Annotated in this window: 14 protein-coding genes; 6 read left to right on the top strand and 8 right to left on the bottom strand. The window is 60.3% G+C overall.

Annotated elements, in window-relative coordinates; genetic code table 11:
• A partial coding sequence (locus BVK86_RS25105) for a type I secretion C-terminal target domain-containing protein (protein ID WP_139315804.1) occupies positions 1-3091 on the top strand: 3091 nt, incomplete at its 5' end.
• A 185-nt stretch (positions 3092-3276) separates the two neighbouring features.
• Here the strand turns inward: BVK86_RS25105 and lapD are convergent.
• The 4 genes from lapD to BVK86_RS25085 form a co-directional block, all read right to left on the bottom strand.
• Positions 3277-5217, bottom strand: a complete 1941-nt coding sequence (gene lapD, locus BVK86_RS25100; RefSeq protein WP_075948942.1) for a cyclic di-GMP receptor LapD — start codon at positions 5215-5217, stop codon at positions 3277-3279.
• A gap of 22 nt (positions 5218-5239) precedes the next feature.
• Complete coding sequence (lapG, locus tag BVK86_RS25095; protein WP_075948941.1) at positions 5240-5944, bottom strand: cysteine protease LapG; 705 nt, start codon at positions 5942-5944, stop codon at positions 5240-5242.
• Between the two features lie 397 nt (positions 5945-6341).
• Positions 6342-6737, bottom strand: coding sequence for a YbaN family protein (locus BVK86_RS25090; RefSeq protein WP_075948940.1), 396 nt, complete (start codon positions 6735-6737; stop codon positions 6342-6344).
• A 10-nt stretch (positions 6738-6747) separates the two neighbouring features.
• A complete protein-coding gene (locus tag BVK86_RS25085; protein ID WP_056853071.1) occupies positions 6748-7335 on the bottom strand; it encodes a UPF0149 family protein in 588 nt (195 codons plus the stop codon).
• Between the two features lie 324 nt (positions 7336-7659).
• Between BVK86_RS25085 and recQ the strand changes: the two genes are divergently transcribed.
• The 4 genes from recQ to BVK86_RS25065 all read left to right on the top strand — a co-directional run bounded on the left by recQ (position 7660) and on the right by BVK86_RS25065 (position 12491).
• Positions 7660-9786, top strand: coding sequence for a DNA helicase RecQ (recQ, locus tag BVK86_RS25080; protein WP_075948939.1), 2127 nt, complete (start codon positions 7660-7662; stop codon positions 9784-9786).
• Positions 9787-9905: 119 nt separating this feature from the next.
• Positions 9906-10340 carry a MarR family transcriptional regulator gene (locus BVK86_RS25075; RefSeq protein ID WP_075948938.1) on the top strand — a complete coding sequence of 145 codons (435 nt, stop codon included), beginning with the start codon at positions 9906-9908 and terminating at the stop codon, positions 10338-10340.
• A 127-nt stretch (positions 10341-10467) separates the two neighbouring features.
• Complete coding sequence (locus BVK86_RS25070; protein ID WP_075948937.1) at positions 10468-12132, top strand: motility hub landmark protein FimV; 1665 nt, start codon at positions 10468-10470, stop codon at positions 12130-12132.
• Between the two features lie 71 nt (positions 12133-12203).
• Positions 12204-12491, top strand: a complete 288-nt coding sequence (locus BVK86_RS25065) for an Rdx family protein (protein ID WP_075948936.1) — start codon at positions 12204-12206, stop codon at positions 12489-12491.
• Here BVK86_RS25065 and BVK86_RS25060 read toward each other — a convergent pair.
• Together BVK86_RS25060 and BVK86_RS25055 are read right to left on the bottom strand one after the other, a co-directional pair.
• Complete coding sequence (locus tag BVK86_RS25060; protein ID WP_075948935.1) at positions 12485-13378, bottom strand: DMT family transporter; 894 nt, start codon at positions 13376-13378, stop codon at positions 12485-12487. The genes BVK86_RS25065 and BVK86_RS25060 overlap by 7 nt on opposite strands.
• Before the next feature lie 115 nt (positions 13379-13493).
• Positions 13494-14252, bottom strand: a complete 759-nt coding sequence (locus tag BVK86_RS25055; protein ID WP_075948934.1) for a helix-turn-helix transcriptional regulator — start codon at positions 14250-14252, stop codon at positions 13494-13496.
• A gap of 135 nt (positions 14253-14387) precedes the next feature.
• Between BVK86_RS25055 and BVK86_RS25050 the strand changes: the two genes are divergently transcribed.
• Positions 14388-15203: a UDP-2,3-diacylglucosamine diphosphatase gene (locus tag BVK86_RS25050; RefSeq protein ID WP_046816861.1), complete on the top strand. Its 816-nt coding sequence runs from the start codon at positions 14388-14390 to the stop codon at positions 15201-15203.
• 147 nt (positions 15204-15350) lie between these two features.
• Here the strand turns inward: BVK86_RS25050 and BVK86_RS25045 are convergent, their stop codons facing one another.
• Both BVK86_RS25045 and BVK86_RS25040 read right to left on the bottom strand, forming a co-directional pair.
• Positions 15351-15941, bottom strand: a complete 591-nt coding sequence (locus BVK86_RS25045) for an HD domain-containing protein (protein WP_075948933.1) — start codon at positions 15939-15941, stop codon at positions 15351-15353.
• A gap of 18 nt (positions 15942-15959) precedes the next feature.
• Positions 15960-16271, bottom strand: coding sequence for an Mpo1-like protein (locus BVK86_RS25040; RefSeq protein WP_075948932.1), 312 nt, complete (start codon positions 16269-16271; stop codon positions 15960-15962).
• Between the last annotated feature and the right edge of the window lie 114 nt (positions 16272-16385).

Raw genomic sequence — 16385 nt, 5'->3', positions numbered from 1 at the left:
CGGTGTGCGTGCCGGTGGCAATACTTCGACCCCGGCAGTCGGCGGTCTCAATACGCAGATCAACGGTAACTACGGCTACCTGACCCTCGACGCCAACGGCAATGCGGTCTATCACAGCAACCCGAACTCGGTCGCCGCGCCAGGCGCTACTGACACTTTCACTTACACCGTGCGCGATGCCGATGGCGATCAAAGCACCACCACCATCACCATCGATGTCTGCAACAGCAACATCAAAGCGGTCACCGATACCGATGTAACCGTCTACGAAAAAGCCCTCGATCTGAGCAAGGACGGCCAGGACCTGGCGGCCGGTACCGTTACCGGCAGCGAACCGGGCAACACGGGTGAAACCGCGTCCGGCACCTTGGTCGGTTCGGTCAGCGGCGCTGCTGGCGCGATCAGCTACACCCTGGTCGGCAGTGCCAACGGCACGTTCGGGCAAATCCTGCTCAATCCCAACGGCACCTACACCTACACCCTGACCTCGGCACCGAAAACTACCCCGGGTGCCAACGATGGCCCCAACACCCTGAGCGACACGTTTACCTACAAAGCTACCGATGCGCTGGGCAACACCACCACCAGCACCATCGTAGTCAACATCGTCGACGACGTGCCCAAGGCGGTGGCTTCGGAGCGTTCGGTGGCGGCGGTCGAGATCGACTCCAACCTGCTGCTGGTGATCGATGTGTCCGGCAGCATGGCCGACGCATCCGGTGTGCCAGGCCTGTCGCGGCTGGCGCTGGCCAAGCAGGCGATCAGTGCTCTGCTCGACAAGTACGACGACCTCGGCGACGTCAAAGTGCAAATCGTGACGTTCAGCAGCAGTGCCACCGACAAGACCTCAGTGTGGGTCGACGTGGCGACCGCCAAAGCGATCGTCGCCGGCCTGACAGCGGGTGGTGGCACTAACTACGACGCGGCGGTGGATGTGGCGCAAGACGCGTTCAACACCAACGGCAAGCTGACGGGCGCACAGAATGTCGGTTACTTCTTCTCCGACGGTAAACCCAATGAAGGTTCGATCGGGACGCAAGACGAGGCGAACTGGAAAGAGTTTCTTACCGAGAATCAGATCAAGAACTACGCGATCGGCCTGGGCAAGAACGTCGACAATGATTCCCTCGATCCGCTGGCGTATGACGGCACTGGCACGGGCACCAATACCAACGCCGTGATCGTGACTGACCTTGGCCAACTCAACTCAGTGCTCTCGGGCACGGTGATTGGTGCACCGGTCACCGGTTCGCTGTTGGGCGAGGGTGGGTCGTTCGGAGCGGATGGCGGCTTCATCAAAACCATCACCGTCGACGGCACGACCTACACCTACGATCCGAAAGGCAACAGCAACCAGGGTTCGCTGAACTTCAGCGGCGGCACCAACCACGGCACGTTCAACACGGCCAACAACACCCTGAGCATCGCCACCGACAACAAGGGCACGCTGGTGGTGAACCTCGACACCGGTGAATACAACTACGTGTCGCAGAAAACCACTTCGGTGGTACTCACGGAAAACATCGGTTTCACACTCAGCGACAACGACGGCGATCTCGCCAGTTCGACCCTGGTGATCAAAGTCATCCCGAACGCCGCACCGGTGGCCACCGATGATCACATCATCACCAACGTACTTTCTGGCAGCGTGACGGTGCCGGGTGAATTGCTGCTGGCCAACGATACCGACGCCGATGGCGACCCGCTCAAAGCCTCGCCAACCACGTTCAATACGGGCTGGATCGCCAAAGGTGCCGACTTCACCGGGACCGGCGCGATCGATTTCTCCGGCAGCGGCGTCAAGCCGAGCAACCAGAGCCTGAGCAACGTGCGTGGCTCGTTCGCGGCCAATACGGCGTCCATGACGGCTCTATTGGTGATCAGTGGTTATCTGGGCCCGGTCACTGCGGCCAACACCAACGATGAGGACCGCATCACCGTCAACCTCAAGCAGGGCGAAACCCTCAACCTCGACCACAACCTGGCTGCCGGCCATATCACCATGGAGTACTCCGTCAATGGCGGTGCCTGGATCGCCCTCGCCGATGGCCAGACCATTACGGCGAACGCCGATGGCATTTATCAGATTCATGTCACGAACATTACCAACACCGGTGGCGGCAGCGGTGCAGGCAAAGCGGAAGACTATCAGTTGACCATGAAGCTCGATTATTCCGGCGCCCACGACACGACCCCGGATTACCACGGCACCTACACCGCCAGTGACAACCATGGCGGCAGCGACAGCGCCAACCTGAGCATCAGCTATCAGGACGGTCACACCCTCACCGGGACTGCGGGCAACGACACTCTGGTGGCGGGTGCCGGTGACAACATCATCAATGCCGGTGAAGGCAATGACGTGCTCACCGCGGGCAACGGCAACAACACGTTGCATGGCGATGCGGGCAATGACGTGTTGTTCAGCGGCGCGGGCAACGATGTGCTCGATGGCGGTATCGGCAACGACACCGCCAGCTACGCCCATGCCAGCGCCGGGGTGACGGTCAATCTCGGCCAGCTCGGGCCGCAGAACACTTTCGGCGCCGGCACCGACACCCTGACCGCCATCGAAAACCTGGTGGGTTCGGACTTCAACGACAACCTCACCGGCGACAACAACAGCAACATCATCACCGGCGGCCTGGGCAACGACATACTCAAGGGCGAGGGCGGCGATGACTTCCTGATCGGCGGCCTGGGCAACAACACCCTGACCGGCGGCAGCGGCGCCGACACCTTCCAGTGGCTCAAGGGCAACAGCGGCCACGACGTGATCACCGACTTCACCCCGGGCACCGACAAACTCGACCTGTCGCAACTGCTGCAAGGGGAGAACGGTACCGCCGCGTCGCTCGATGACTACCTGCACTTCACCGTCAGCGGCAGCGGCGCCTCATTGGTCACCAGCATCGACGTCAGCGGCATGGCCGGCGCAGCGCCGAACCAGACCATCGACCTGGCTGGTGTCGACCTGGCCAGCCATTACGGCGTCACACCGGGGGCGGGTGGAGTGATTGCGGGGGCGGACACGGCGACCATCATCAACGGGATGCTCAATGATCATTCGTTGAAGGTGGATACTGTTTGATCTGAAAAGCGGGCTACTCGCAATCGCGTTGGATCAGTCAACTTCACTGTTGAATGTGAAACCGCAATCGCGAGCAAGCTCGCTCCCACAGGGTTTTCAGTGAACCGGGATTGGGTGTTCGCCGCGAATACCTGTGGGAGGGAGCTTGCTCGCGATGAACGAAAACGCGGTGTATTGGTAAAAATTCACATCGGCTCCGGCGACCCGATCAACCGTCCCATCGCGCCGAACACGCCCAACGCCTTGATCGCTTCCAGCTCACCCGCAGTCTCGATCATTTCCGCTATCAACGGCAGGTCAATGCTGTTGGTCGCGCGGAAGATCGCTTCGATAAACAGCCGTTTATCCGGCTGCTCGTCAATGTGCCGGATATAGGCCCCGTCAATTTTCAGATACGCCAGGCCCAGCTGGGTCAGGTTGCCGATTTGGCTGAAGCTGCCGCCGAAGTGTTGCAGGCCGACGCGGTAGCCGGTGTTGTGCAGGCTATGGCTCATTCGTTGAAGCTCGTCGGGAGGCGGCAGTTGGCGTTCGTCGATTTCCAGGGTCAGCAGCGGAGCCAGTTCCGGCAGTGATTCGAGCATGTCGACGATCAACTTCAGTTGCGACTGATCGCGCAAGGTGCCGCCAGACACACTCAAGGCGAGCGGCCGGCGATTGACCGCAAGGTAGTCGAGAGTCGCTTCGAGCATCGCCAGGTCTAACCGCGCCGACCAACCGAAGCGCTCGATCCACGGCAAAAACTGCCCAGCGGCAATCGCCCGGCCCTGCGAGTCGAGCAGGCGAGCGAGGACTTTGTGATGCAGCACCTCACGGGTGTCGGCGCATTGCACCACCGGTTGAAAGTGCAACTGCAATTTGCCTTGGACCAGGGCGTCGTCGATCCAGGTTCGCCAGTCGTGATGGGATTGTTTCGGAGTGCTTTCGCGGTAGCTCACAAGCGCCCAAGGACGTTCGGGACGTTGGCGGGCTTCAGTCAGCGCCTGATCGAGGCGCAACAGCACATCGGTAGCGGCTTCGCCGGGGTGGTACGCGACGACGCCCAAATGGGCGACGGGCATGCAATCGCTGGCACCGGTCAAGCGCAGGTTTTCCAGGGTGGCACTGAGCTCGGAGGCCAGGCGCGTCGCCTCTACTGTACCCAGACCCGGTGTGAGCAGGCTGAACTCGCCCCCGCGATTGCGTGCGGCCAACCAGGTGCGTCGCTCCGGCAACCGCGTCAGGCGCTTGAGCAACTCGCCGACCGCGCCGATCAAGGCATCGGTCCGCTGACCGCCCAGACGCTGGTTGAGGCCGTTGAGGTCGTTGAGCCGCAGCGTCAACAAATGACCCTCACAGTTTTGTTCGGCGACCAGCAACTGGTCAGCCAATTGCTCATCGAGCAAGCGCCGATTGGCCAGCCCCGTCAGGCTGTCCTGATAAGACTCACTGCGCAGCTTCTCACTGCGTGCCGCCTCTTCGCTGAACAACGCCGCGAGTTTCTCGACCATCTGGTTCATCGCCAGCACCACACGTTTGAGTTCCGGCGTGCGTGGCAACTTCGGCAGGCTCAAGAACTCGCGATTACTGATGGCTTCGGCCTGGCGGACCATGCTGTCGAGCGGACGAAGTTGGCGCCGCAACAGCCAGCCACCGAGCACGGCACTGAGCACTCCGCACACCAGCAACCAGATCAGGCTGCCCAGGGTACTGTCCCAGAGTTTGGCCTGGGCGAACTGCGGATTGCTCAGCACTTCGACCCGCGCCACCTGCTGCCAGCCGCGCATGATCAGCGCATCGCCGCCCTCATGACGCAGATTGACCAGACTGACGAACCAGCCAGGCACACCGTTGATCGGCGCCGGGGCGCTGCGCTCTATCAGAACTTGTTGGTTATCGGTGCTGATGATGCGGATGTTGCTGAAATAGCCGCTGTCGAAAATCGAACTGACCATCAACTCCATCATCGCCGGGTCATCGACTTGGGCGGTCAGTGATAAACCCAGGGCGGTGGCGGCATCCTGAGCGTGAGCGCGCAACTGGCCAAGGGTCTGCTCGCGAGAGCTTTCCAGGCCGACAAAAAAACTGCCGCTGAACGCCACCAGCAAGAACAGGCAGATGGCGAGAAACAATTGATTGCGCAGTTTCATGAATCGCTCCTTGCTCCAGCGATTAGCCCTCGCCCACGGCGAACCCTTCGGCTTGCATCTTTTGCAGGACGTCTTGCCAGCGCGACAGTTTTTTCGAGTCGCTGCTGCGTTGACCACCGTTTTTTCCTGGCAAATACAGGCCTTCGGCATTGAAGGCGTACACCGGCAGCAGGTCTTTGCGCTGCGAGGCGGGGCGGATGTCGCCGATCAGATTGTCCAGCACCAATGGGTCGGCGGTGGGACTGCTGTAAAACGTCAGCACCATGTGTGCCTGGTTCTGAGCCAGTGCCTTGACGTAGGTGATGCGCAGTTTTTCGCTGGGAATGCCGAGCTGGCGCAGGCTGAAATATTTTGCCAGCGCGTAGTCTTCGCAGTCGGCGGCACCCTTGATCAGGGCCTCGACGGGCGTGGCCCAGTAATCGGTCTGACGCCAGATGCGGGTGTCGTCCTGAAAATTCAGTTGCTGATTGAAGAAGCGATTGACCGCACTCAACTGCTCGCGCTCCGGTGCGTCGCGTTCGCTCTGCAGCATCTGACTCCAGGCTTCGATTCGCCCGCGCGGTGGGCCGAGGGTGCCGTAGCGCTTTTCGGCGATTTGCAGGATCTGCGCAAAATCCCAGTCAGCCTGGACGCTGTTCAGTCCTGCCAGCAGGAAAGCGATCAGCAGCCATCCGCCGAACCGAAGTCGGGGCGTTTGCCATCCTGGACTACGCGGACCGCGGGGCATGTCGGGCTGCTCGGATGCAGATTGGTGAAGTCTAGGTGGTGTTTGTTGAAAGGTGGGGCTGGTCGTCGGGTCGAGGCGGTCTGGTAGCCGACTTGTCTTTTTTATCGTTGCTGCGGGTATGGCGGCTTATGGTTTCGGTGAGGACGCCCTACCAGCCAACCAATCTTTACCAGATGCCCCCGATCCAACTGTAGGAGCCGGCTTGCTGGCGATGGCGGCGGGCCCACGGAGCAGGACCGGAGCGAGGGCATGTCGAGCCACAGCGAGGCACCGAACGAAAGGGGCAAAAGCGCTTGGTTACTTGGCGCTTTTCCAAGTAACCCGCCGTAAGGGCGGAACCCTGGGTGGCCATAACCACAGCAACGGATATGTACCCAAACCCAAACCCAAACAAGCCTCAAACCTTACGCAAAGTCTTCTGCCTGAGAATATAGATCGTCACCAACACCGCACTGGTCAGCATGAACCCCCGGGCCCAAACCATCGGCACCAGATAGCAGGAAAACACAATGCTCACCCACATCAACCCAATGGCATAAACCTTACCCTTGAGCGGAATGCCATTGCCCTCGAGGTAGTCACGAATCCACGGCCCAAGCCTAGGATGATTCACCAGCCACCGATAAAAACGCGGCGAGCTGCGGGCGAAACAGGCGGCCGCCAGCAACAGGAAAGGCGTCGTGGGCAATACCGGCAGGAAAATTCCGATCACCCCCAACGCTACGCTCAGCCAGCCGATGGCCAGCAGCACGTAGCGCAACATCAGGGAGCGGTTGCCTATGGGGTTGTCCATAGGCAGGACCTTAGTGGTGGCGTGGCTTGAGGATCGCCGGTTTTTCGTCTGGCGCGTTGCACAGCAGGTACAGCGCAGTCAGGGCTTCCGGGATCTGCACGATCATGTCGTCCATCAGGTTGGCATCGGCGGCAATGTCGGAGAACTCCGGTTGTTCGTCGAACAGGCCCGAACCGACCATGATCGGCAGCAGCATTTCGCTGACTTCGTCTTCGGCGGTTTCGAACCAGGCTTCTTCGCGAAGGAACACGCCTTCCATGAAACCGATGCACCAGCCGCGCAACTCGGAATCATCCGGGTCTTCACCCAGGTCCAGGTCGCACGGCAACTCGAATTCTTCATCGGAGGCCAGTTGGCGAGCGATGTGGGCCTTGAGGCCGATCAGGGTGGCTTCGATCTCTTCGCGTTGAGCTTCGCTGCTGTAATGCGGCTCTTCGGCAAACAGGGCATCGATCCACTCACGATCCGGAACGACTTCGGAGCAGATCGACAGCGCGGTGAGGTAGCCGTGTGCGGCCACGTAGTCCAGCGCCTCGTCATGCAGTTCATCGGCGTCGAGGAAGACTTGCAGGCGGGTTAGTTGCTCAGCGAAGGACATTAAAAGACTACCTTGGGGAATGTTCGATGCGGGAATTCTAGGCCTTCTTGAGCGCTTGGGCCAGCCGCGCTGCATATTTGCCCACCGCTGCTCCTTGTAGAAGTTGCAGAAGGCTGCTCCTGCAGGCGATCGTGTTCGCTCACTCTTATCAGCGGTGCCCTGCGCGAGGTAGGCCTCGGGTATACTCGCGCGTTTTGTGATGCCCTGCTGGTTTCTCGGCTGAGATGTGAAGCGTCATGCAATGCGCACTTACTATTTGTCAGTGCAGCGTCGCGGGTTCTGAACCAGCCTTGCAGGGATGTTTCGGTGATTTTTGGAGTTTCTATGCTCGAGCAGGCTCAACGCGTCCTCAAGGACATCTTCGGCTACGACAGTTTCCGTGGCCGTCAGGGTGCAATCATTGAGCGCGTGGCCAGTGGCGGCGATGCCCTGGTGCTGATGCCTACCGGTGGCGGTAAATCCCTGTGCTTCCAGGTCCCGGCGCTGTTGCGCGAAGGCCTGGCGGTGGTGGTGTCGCCGCTGATCGCGTTGATGGACGACCAGGTGGCGACCCTCGAAGAACTGGGTGTGGCCGCCGCAGCGTTGAACTCCACCCTCAGTGCCGAACAACAGCGAGACCTGGCTGCCCGAATCAAGCGCGGTGAAGTGAAAATGCTTTACCTCGCCCCGGAGCGCCTGGTGCAGCCGCGCATGCTGAATTTCCTGCAAGGGCTGAACATTGCCCTGTTCGCCATCGACGAAGCGCACTGCGTGTCGCAATGGGGGCATGATTTCCGTCCGGAATACCTGCAACTGGGGCAGTTGGCGGAAATGTTTCCCGACGTGCCGCGCATCGCCCTGACCGCCACCGCAGACAAGCGTACCCGGGAAGAAATCGTCACCCGTCTGCATCTGCAAAATGCCGAACGCTTCCTGTCGAGCTTCGACCGCCCGAACATTTTTTACCGCATCGTGCCCAAGGAACAGCCGCGCAAGCAGTTGTTGGCGTTCCTTGCCGAGCGCCGCAGTGATGCAGGCATCGTTTACTGCCTGTCACGGAAAAAAGTCGAGGAAGTGGCCGCGTTCCTCAGCGAGCAAGGTTTCCCGGCGTTGCCGTACCACGCAGGCCTGCCCAACGATTTGCGCGCGCACAACCAGAAGCGCTTCCTCAACGAGGAAGGCCTGATCATGGTGGCCACCGTGGCGTTCGGCATGGGTATCGACAAACCCAACGTGCGCTTCGTCGCGCACCTGGACTTGCCGAAATCCCTGGAAGCCTACTACCAGGAAACCGGGCGCGGCGGCCGTGACGGCTTGCCGGCCGATGCCTGGATGGCCTACGGCCTGCAAGATGTGGTGATGCTCAAGCAGATGCTGCAGAACTCCGAGGGTGACGAACGCCACAAGCGTCTGGAACAGCACAAACTCGACGCGATGCTATCGCTGTGCGAAGAAACCCGCTGCCGCCGCCAGACCTTGCTCGCCTATTTCGATGAAGGCATGCCCGAGCCGTGCGGCCATTGCGATAACTGCGTCGACGGTGTGCAGACCTGGGACGCGACGGAACCGGCGCGGCAGGCGCTCTCGGCGATCTACCGCACCGGCCAGCGATATGGCGTCGGGCATCTGGTGGATGTGCTGCTCGGCAAGGACAATGAAAAGGTCCGCAGCTTTGGCCATCAGCACCTGTCGGTGTTCGGCGTGGGCAAGGCGCGGGCCGAGAGCGAGTGGCGTTCGCTGTTCCGCCAGTTGGTGGCTCGCGGCCTGGCCGATGTTGATCATGAAGGCTACGGCGGCCTGCGTCTGAGTGACACCTGCCGGCCACTGCTCAAGGGTGAAGTGACCCTGGAACTGCGCCGCGACCTGAAGGCGCAAACCACCGTCAAGAGCAGCAAGAGCCAGGCGAGCCAATTGGTGCGTGGCGAAGAGCGCGAGCAGTGGGAAGCGTTGCGTGCCCTGCGGCGTAAACTCGCCGAAGAGCACGGCGTGCCGCCGTACGTCATCTTCCCCGATTCGACCTTGCTCGAAATGCTGCGCAGCCAGCCGGCCTCGTTGGCGGAAATGGCCACGGTCAGCGGCGTCGGTGCGCGCAAGCTGGAGCGTTATGGCGAAGCCTTCCTCGAAGTGCTCGGTGGCCAGGCCGAGGCGCCCAAGGTGGTGGCCGACTTACGCCACGAACTGATCACGCTGGCGCGCGCGGGCATGACGCCGGTGCAGATCGCCGGGCAACTGCAATGCTCGGAAAAGAACGTCTACACCCTGCTTGCCGAAGCGATCGGCAAGCAGCAGTTGTCACTGGAACAGGCGCTGGATCTGCCGGAAGACTTGATGGGCGAAGTCCAGGACGCTTTCCTCGACGGCGAAGGTGAGTTGCCAGCGGTTTCGGAGATTTCCGAACTGTTTGCAGGCCGAGTGCCGGAAGGGGTCTTGTACTGCGTTCGGGCTGCATTACAGTCGGAATTCGAAATTTGAGTCATGGGTTCTACTGATGTAACGATTCAGTACAGAACAAGCCTTGCCTACAGCCAAGGCCCATGCTTAGCTGACTAATAATTAGCATTTCTCTATTTCAGTCTAATCATGAGTGTTTTATGCCGTTAACCGATCAACACCGCTTTGGCATGCAACTGGCCCAGATGTCGCGCGGCTGGCGTGCCGAACTGGACCGCCGTCTGGCCGGTCTCGGATTGTCCCAGGCGCGCTGGCTGGTGCTGTTGCACCTGGCACGCTTCGAACAAGCTCCGACCCAGCGCGAACTGGCACAAAGTGTGGGCGTGGAAGGGCCGACCCTGGCGCGGTTGCTCGACAGCCTGGAAAGCCAGGGGCTGGTTCAGCGTCAATCGGTGCTGGAAGACCGTCGGGCGAAAAAAATCGTCCTCTGCGCCACGGCGCGCCCTCTGATCGATCAGATTGAAACCATTGCCACCCAACTGCGCCATGAGCTGTTCGACGGTGTCGATGAGGCGGATTTGCGGATCTGCATGCGGGTTCACGGGCACATCCTGGCCAACCTTGAAAAGTCTTGAGGCATAACCTTTCGCCAGGTTTTTGAGATAGCGCGTCGAGCCGACTATAAGAACTACTGCGCAATATCGTGTTCGTACCGGATGTGCGAACGCGTGCAGATGGGTTTTGGTTAGTTAAGGGATGCTCATGCTAGAGAGTTGGCGAGTCGTTGTTCGGTTTGGCGCCAGGTATTTGCTGGGCGGTGCTGCGGTCACTTGGTCGGCGTTGGCGCCGGCACTGGGCCTGGGTGATATCACTCTGCATTCGGCGCTGAATCAGCCCCTGCGTGCGGAAATTGCGTTGATCGATGCCGCTGGTCTGGAAGAGGGCGAACTGTCCGTCAGCCTGGCAACGGCTGACGAGTACAGTCGCGCTGGCGTCGACCGGGTGTTCTTTCTCAACGACTTGAAGTTCACGCCGATCCTGCGCGGCAAGCGCAATGTGATCCGGGTGACCTCCAGCAAACCCGTCAATGAGCCTTTCCTGAATTTTCTTGTGCAGCTCAAGCAGCCCAACGGACGTTTGCTGCGCGAATACACCGTGCTGATTGATCCTCCGGGAACGCCGGGCATTGTCCCGATCGATGAAGAACCGGAGATCGATCGCAGCGCTTCTGCCTTTCCGAGTGTCCAGCGCGCGACCCCCGTCGCACCCGCGCCAACAAAACCGGCACCCCAATCCGCCGTAGTCCCTGTCACTGACCCGCTGGCCGAGCAACTGGCCGCCAGCGTGCTGCAAGTCCAGCAATTGCAAGCCACCATCGAAGCGCTCAACGGGAAGCTGCGAGCACAGGATGAGCAGATTGCCGGCGAGAAAAAACAGGTTATCGAGCTACAGACCCGGTTGGCAGAGGCACAAAACGCCGCATCGGAGCCAGCGGCCCCGGTTGTGGTCGCGCCAGCGCCGATTGCGGTTGAGCAGGCCAACACGAACGGGCTGTTGATTGGCGGATTGCTGGCGCTGGCGGGGTTGGTGTTGCTTGGCTGGTTCGTGTGGCGAAGTCAGCAATCGGCGCAGGCCCCCATCGAGACGTCGTCACCCCAGGCGCCGCTGCCGCATCCGCCTGCGCAACCGCAGAACGCTACAGCAGCGCTTTCATCGATTCCCGCGCACAGTGATGAACTGCCGGTCAGCGATGTGTTCGAGGAGGTGGCGGTCTATCTGGCCTACGGTCGATTTACCGAGGCTGCCGATTTGTTGCGAGAGGCGATGGCCAAAGAGCCGGAACGTACTGATCTTGCCGTGCAATTGCTGGAAGTGCTCGGTAAACAGGGCGATACCACGGCCTATGATGCGCAGGAAGCCACGCTGCGAGACACCGGGTTCGATGGACAAAAGCTCCAGGACATTCGTGCCAGCCATCCTAAATTGAAACCCATTGCACCGCTGGCCGCCGTCGTCACACCCTTGGTGACAGCGCCCATGGATGAGTCCCCGTTGAACCCGAATGACCTGGCGATGGATTCGAACTGGGACTTGATCGAACTCATCGACACTGTTGCGCCGGACGCGCCATTAGCGAGCGATCCGGCATTGCCTGAACCCGAGATTGAATGGGAAATCGAACCCGCCTCCCGGTCGCTGGACGACAGTTTCCTCGACGAATTCCGCGAGCCAGGCCCTTCGCTGGAGCTTGAGGCGCTCAACCTGGAACCGGTCGAACCTGACAACGCCGAAAAACTGGAGCAGGCCCAGACCTGTATCGATGACGGCGATCTCGACAGTGCCATCGCACTGCTCAACGAATTACTCAGGGACGCCGAGGAACCGCTGAAACAGACGGCTCGGAGTCTGTTGGCCGGTATTCGCTGAAAATCCAAAGATCGCCAGCGATGAAGATGATTATGATAGCGACGCCCGCTGACTCAAGAGATCTGCCTGTCATGACCGTTAGCAAACCGGAAATCATCATCACCTACTGCACCCAGTGCCAGTGGCTATTGCGAGCCGCCTGGCTGGCGCAGGAACTGCTCAGTACCTTTGGCGACGACCTGGGCAAAGTGTCCCTGGTGCCCGGAACGGGCGGGGTCTTTCATGTGTTTTGTAACGATGTGCAGATCTGGGAGCGCAAGGCTGACGGTGGCTTCCCCGAGGCCAAGGTGCTCAAGCAGCGGGTCCGCGATCAGATTGACCCGGACCGCGACCTGGGGCACAACGAGCGCACTCAGTGAGACGCCGCTTCCGCCGCTACGACTTTGCGACTTGAACCGCCAGAGAGCCTGCTCGACACCACAATCGCGACAATGATCAGCGCACCGCCGAACAGCATGCGCAGGCTCGGGTTTTCATTGAACAACAGCCAGGCCATGGTGATGCCATAAACCGGCTCCAGGGCAAAGACCACCGCAGCGGTACGCGCCTTGATCACCGCCAGGCTGGCAACAAAAAGGCTGTGGGCGACACCGGTGCAGAACACACCGAGCAGGCCGATCCACAACCAGTCGATGGCGCGCACCTCGCTCAAGTGCGGTGCCGCCGCCGGCAGCAGGCACAAGCCGACCACCAGGTTCTGACACAACGCTGCCTGCACCGGCGGGATCCGTGCCGAGCTTGCGCGGTTGGTCAGGGACAAGAGGGAAAACAGTAGCCCGGACAGTACCGACCACAGCAGGCCGGTCGTGGCGCCGCTGGCCAGATCGAACTCCGGCGTGACCAACACCAGCCCGACACTGACCAGCGCCACCAGCACGATCTCATTGGCGCGGATTCGCTCACGGAAAATCAGCCCTTCGAGGATCACGGTAAAGGCCGGGAAACTGGCGAAGCCCAGCGTCGCGATGGCCACGCCGGCGACTTTCACGGAAATGAAGAAACTCACCCAGTGCCCGGCCAGCAACAAGCCGCTGAGCAACAATCGACGCACATCCACCGCTGCAAGTCGTTGCCAGCGGGTATTGCTGGCAAAACGGACAAAGAATGCCAGCGCCACCACCGCGAACACAGCCCGGCCAAAGACGATGATCGCGGGTGACGCGGCGGCGAGTTTGCCGAACACACCGGTCAGGCCGAACATCAGAGCGCCAATGTGCAGGGCACCAAGGGCGGTACGGGGAGTCATGGCAATCCTTAAAAGTCTCAATCCGATCGACACTACGCCGATCACGTAGGCACAGCCTTCGGCAGTTCATGCATTGAACGCGCAAACATCCGTCATGTCTGTCGCCGGACTATTGTTATTTGTCGCCAGCCTCGCGCCGCAGTTTTCCCGGTGATGTGCCGAACTCCCTTAGCACGGCGGCGGCAAAGGCACTCTGGGAGCTGTAGCCAACCCGCGAAGCAATCTCGCCGATGGGCAGGTCCGAACTGCGCAACAATGCAACGGCCTTATGCAGGCGTCGACTGCGAATGTAGTCCATCGGCGTCTGGCCGCATTCGGCGACGAACCGCGCATGCAGGCGAGCGCTGGAGAGACCGGCCACGCGGGCCAGGTCGGCGACTTGCAGCGGGTAGGCGGCGTACTGGTCAATGTGCGCATTCAGCGCGTCGTACGGCAGGCGTCGACCGCCGACACTGTCGGGCCTGGCCTTGTTCAGGCTGGCCAGCAACAGCACCGCACCTTGTTGCGCGATCAGCGGATCATCCACCTGACTGTTGGCCAGCCAGCTGACCAATTGGCTTTGCCCGGCATCCAGCGACAAGCGACCGGCGTTGTCGAGCAAGCGACGACTGGCCTCGGCATGCTCGCCCAGGGATTGGCCAATCCATTGATCGTCGGGCACGTCCAGGACCAGGCAACGGCTGCCATTGGGGCTACCGCAGGCGTGATGAAACCCGGACGGAATCACCACCAAGCTTTGCTGAACCACCTGACTGCCGCGCCCATCGACTTCGAAATCCAGTGCACCCGTCAATCCGAACACCAGTTGCGCGTGTTCGTGGCTGTGGACGATCAGGTCTTCGGTGTATTGGCGCAGGGTGAGGATCGGTCTCATCGCGGGTCTCCCGGTTCTGGGCGCCAGTCTACACCGGCGCGGCTTAAGCGCGCTGTCACAAGACTGACTCGGCGCTGTCATGGGCCATTAACCCGGCCGGCGCAAGCTTGCCAAAACTTGTCCTGAGGGTTGCCCATGACCAGCGCCGAGCTCGCCAAACCCAGCCGTAAGCAACGTGTCCGGACCTTGTGGATTTCCGACGTGCACCTGGGCACGCGCGATTGCCAGGCCGAGCACTTGTCACAGTTTCTCAAGGGCTATCACGCGGACAAGATTTACCTCGTCGGCGATATCATCGACGGCTGGAAACTGCGCGGCGGCATGTATTGGCCACAGGCGCACACCAACGTGATCCGGCGCCTGCTGACCATGAGCAAACGCGGGACCGAGGTGATTTATGTCACCGGCAACCATGACGAATTCCTGCGCCGCTATTCGAAACTGATTCTGGGCAATATCCAGTTGGTCGATGAAGCGGTGCATGTGACCGCTGATGGCCGACACCTGTTGGTGATCCACGGCGACCAGTTCGATGTGATTACCCGCTACCACCGATGGCTGGCTTTTCTTGGCGACTCGGCCTACGAATTCACCCTGACCCTCAACCGCTGGCTCAACCATTGGCGTGCGCGTTACGGCTACGGCTACTGGTCGCTGTCGGCGTATCTCAAACACAAAGTGAAAACCGCCGTCAGCTTTATCAGCGACTTCGAGGAAGCCATCGCCCATGAATGCGTCAAGCGTGAGCTGCATGGCGTGGTGTGCGGGCACATCCACCATGCCGAGATCCGCAAGGTCGGCGAGGTGGATTACCTCAATTGCGGTGACTGGGTGGAGTCGTGCACGGCGCTGATCGAGCATTGGGACGGCACGATCGAGTTGTATCGGCTGGCGGATGCGCAGGCGCGGGAGGCGGTGTTGAAGGCAGCGAAGGTTGCAGAGCTGGCTTGAAACCTGCTCGGCTTGTACTGGCCCTATCGCGAGCAGGCTCGCTCCCACAGTTGATCCTGGGTGGTCACAAGATAGGTGTTCAGTGCCGATCCCATGTGGGAGCGAGCCTGCTCGCGATTGGACCGCGTAGCGGGCCCGCTGGATCTGTCAGGCAGTCGAATGCTCTTTCATCGCCGCCTTGTAGATCGAGTTCTTCGGCTGCGCAAACAACCGCTCCATCATCGGCTCGAAAAAGCTCAACGGCAGGGTGTCATACGCCGGATCAAACGCCGCCGCATCGTACCTGGCACAAAACTCGACGGTCGCCTGATACTGCGGGTGGTCGCGGAATTGCTCACGCAAATGCCGGTCCATGCCCAGGTGATGGAAGAAGTAGTAGCCCTGGAAAATCCCGTGTTTCTCCACCATCCACACATTCTCGGCGCTGACGAACGGCTTGAGGATCGCTGCGGCAATATCCGGGTGGTTGTAGGAACCCAAGGTGTCGCCGATGTCGTGGAGCAGGGCGCACACCACGTACTCTTCATCGCGGCCATCACGCCAGGCGCGGGTGGCGGTTTGCAGGGAGTGGGTCAGGCGATCCACCGGAAAACCGCCAAAATCACCTTCCAGTAGCTTCAGGTGCGCCGTGATTCGGGCCGGCAACTGGCGGGCGTAGGCACTGAAATCCGCGGCGATGATTGCCCAGTCTTCCTGGGTGCCGTCTTTCATGTGGGTGAATCGAGCGTTGGCATTCATTGGCAATCCCCGGGTGATCTAGAACGGCACGCGTCCCAGGATCATGTCGCGATACATGACGAAATCACCGAGCAGGCTGTAGAAAGGGTGCTGAAACGTTGCAGGACGATTCTTCTCGAAGAAGAAATGCCCGACCCACGCAAAGGTGTATCCGGCCAACGGCAAGGCCCACAACAGCATCCACGCGCCTCGGCCGATGGTCAGCGCCAGAATGAAAATAACCAGTGTCGTACCGATAAAATGCAATCGTCGGCAGGTACTGTTGCTGTGTTCGCTGAGGTAATAAGGGTAGAACTCAGCAAAGCTATTGAAACGCTTGATGTTTTCCACGACTGCGATCTCTGTGGTTATTGTTCTGACTGCAACTTGTTCTGCGGGTAGCTTATTTGAGTCTAGAGTGATCATTGGCATCAGCCAGTGACAATGGGCGCCACTTTAGTATCC

This window comes from Pseudomonas reinekei (genome assembly GCF_001945365.1).
GTDB lineage: Bacteria > Pseudomonadota > Gammaproteobacteria > Pseudomonadales > Pseudomonadaceae > Aquipseudomonas > Aquipseudomonas reinekei.
This window is presented reverse-complemented; position numbering and strand designations above follow the sequence as displayed.

What these genes read in the sequence shown, in the direction of transcription:
- BVK86_RS25060 (WP_075948935.1), bottom strand. Translation starts at nt 13,378, where the DNA reads ATGACTCCCCGTACCGCCCTTGGTGCCCTGCACATTGGCGCTCTGATG.
- BVK86_RS25070 (WP_075948937.1), top strand. Translation starts at nt 10,468, where the DNA reads ATGCTAGAGAGTTGGCGAGTCGTTGTTCGGTTTGGCGCCAGGTATTTG.
- lapD (WP_075948942.1), bottom strand. Translation starts at nt 5,217, where the DNA reads ATGAAACTGCGCAATCAATTGTTTCTCGCCATCTGCCTGTTCTTGCTG.
- lapG (WP_075948941.1), bottom strand. Translation starts at nt 5,944, where the DNA reads ATGCCCCGCGGTCCGCGTAGTCCAGGATGGCAAACGCCCCGACTTCGG.
- recQ (WP_075948939.1), top strand. Translation starts at nt 7,660, where the DNA reads ATGCTCGAGCAGGCTCAACGCGTCCTCAAGGACATCTTCGGCTACGAC.
- BVK86_RS25085 (WP_056853071.1), bottom strand. Translation starts at nt 7,335, where the DNA reads ATGTCCTTCGCTGAGCAACTAACCCGCCTGCAAGTCTTCCTCGACGCC.
- BVK86_RS25045 (WP_075948933.1), bottom strand. Translation starts at nt 15,941, where the DNA reads ATGAATGCCAACGCTCGATTCACCCACATGAAAGACGGCACCCAGGAA.
- BVK86_RS25055 (WP_075948934.1), bottom strand. Translation starts at nt 14,252, where the DNA reads ATGAGACCGATCCTCACCCTGCGCCAATACACCGAAGACCTGATCGTC.
- BVK86_RS25050 (WP_046816861.1), top strand. Translation starts at nt 14,388, where the DNA reads ATGACCAGCGCCGAGCTCGCCAAACCCAGCCGTAAGCAACGTGTCCGG.
- BVK86_RS25065 (WP_075948936.1), top strand. Translation starts at nt 12,204, where the DNA reads ATGACCGTTAGCAAACCGGAAATCATCATCACCTACTGCACCCAGTGC.
- BVK86_RS25090 (WP_075948940.1), bottom strand. Translation starts at nt 6,737, where the DNA reads ATGGACAACCCCATAGGCAACCGCTCCCTGATGTTGCGCTACGTGCTG.
- BVK86_RS25075 (WP_075948938.1), top strand. Translation starts at nt 9,906, where the DNA reads ATGCCGTTAACCGATCAACACCGCTTTGGCATGCAACTGGCCCAGATG.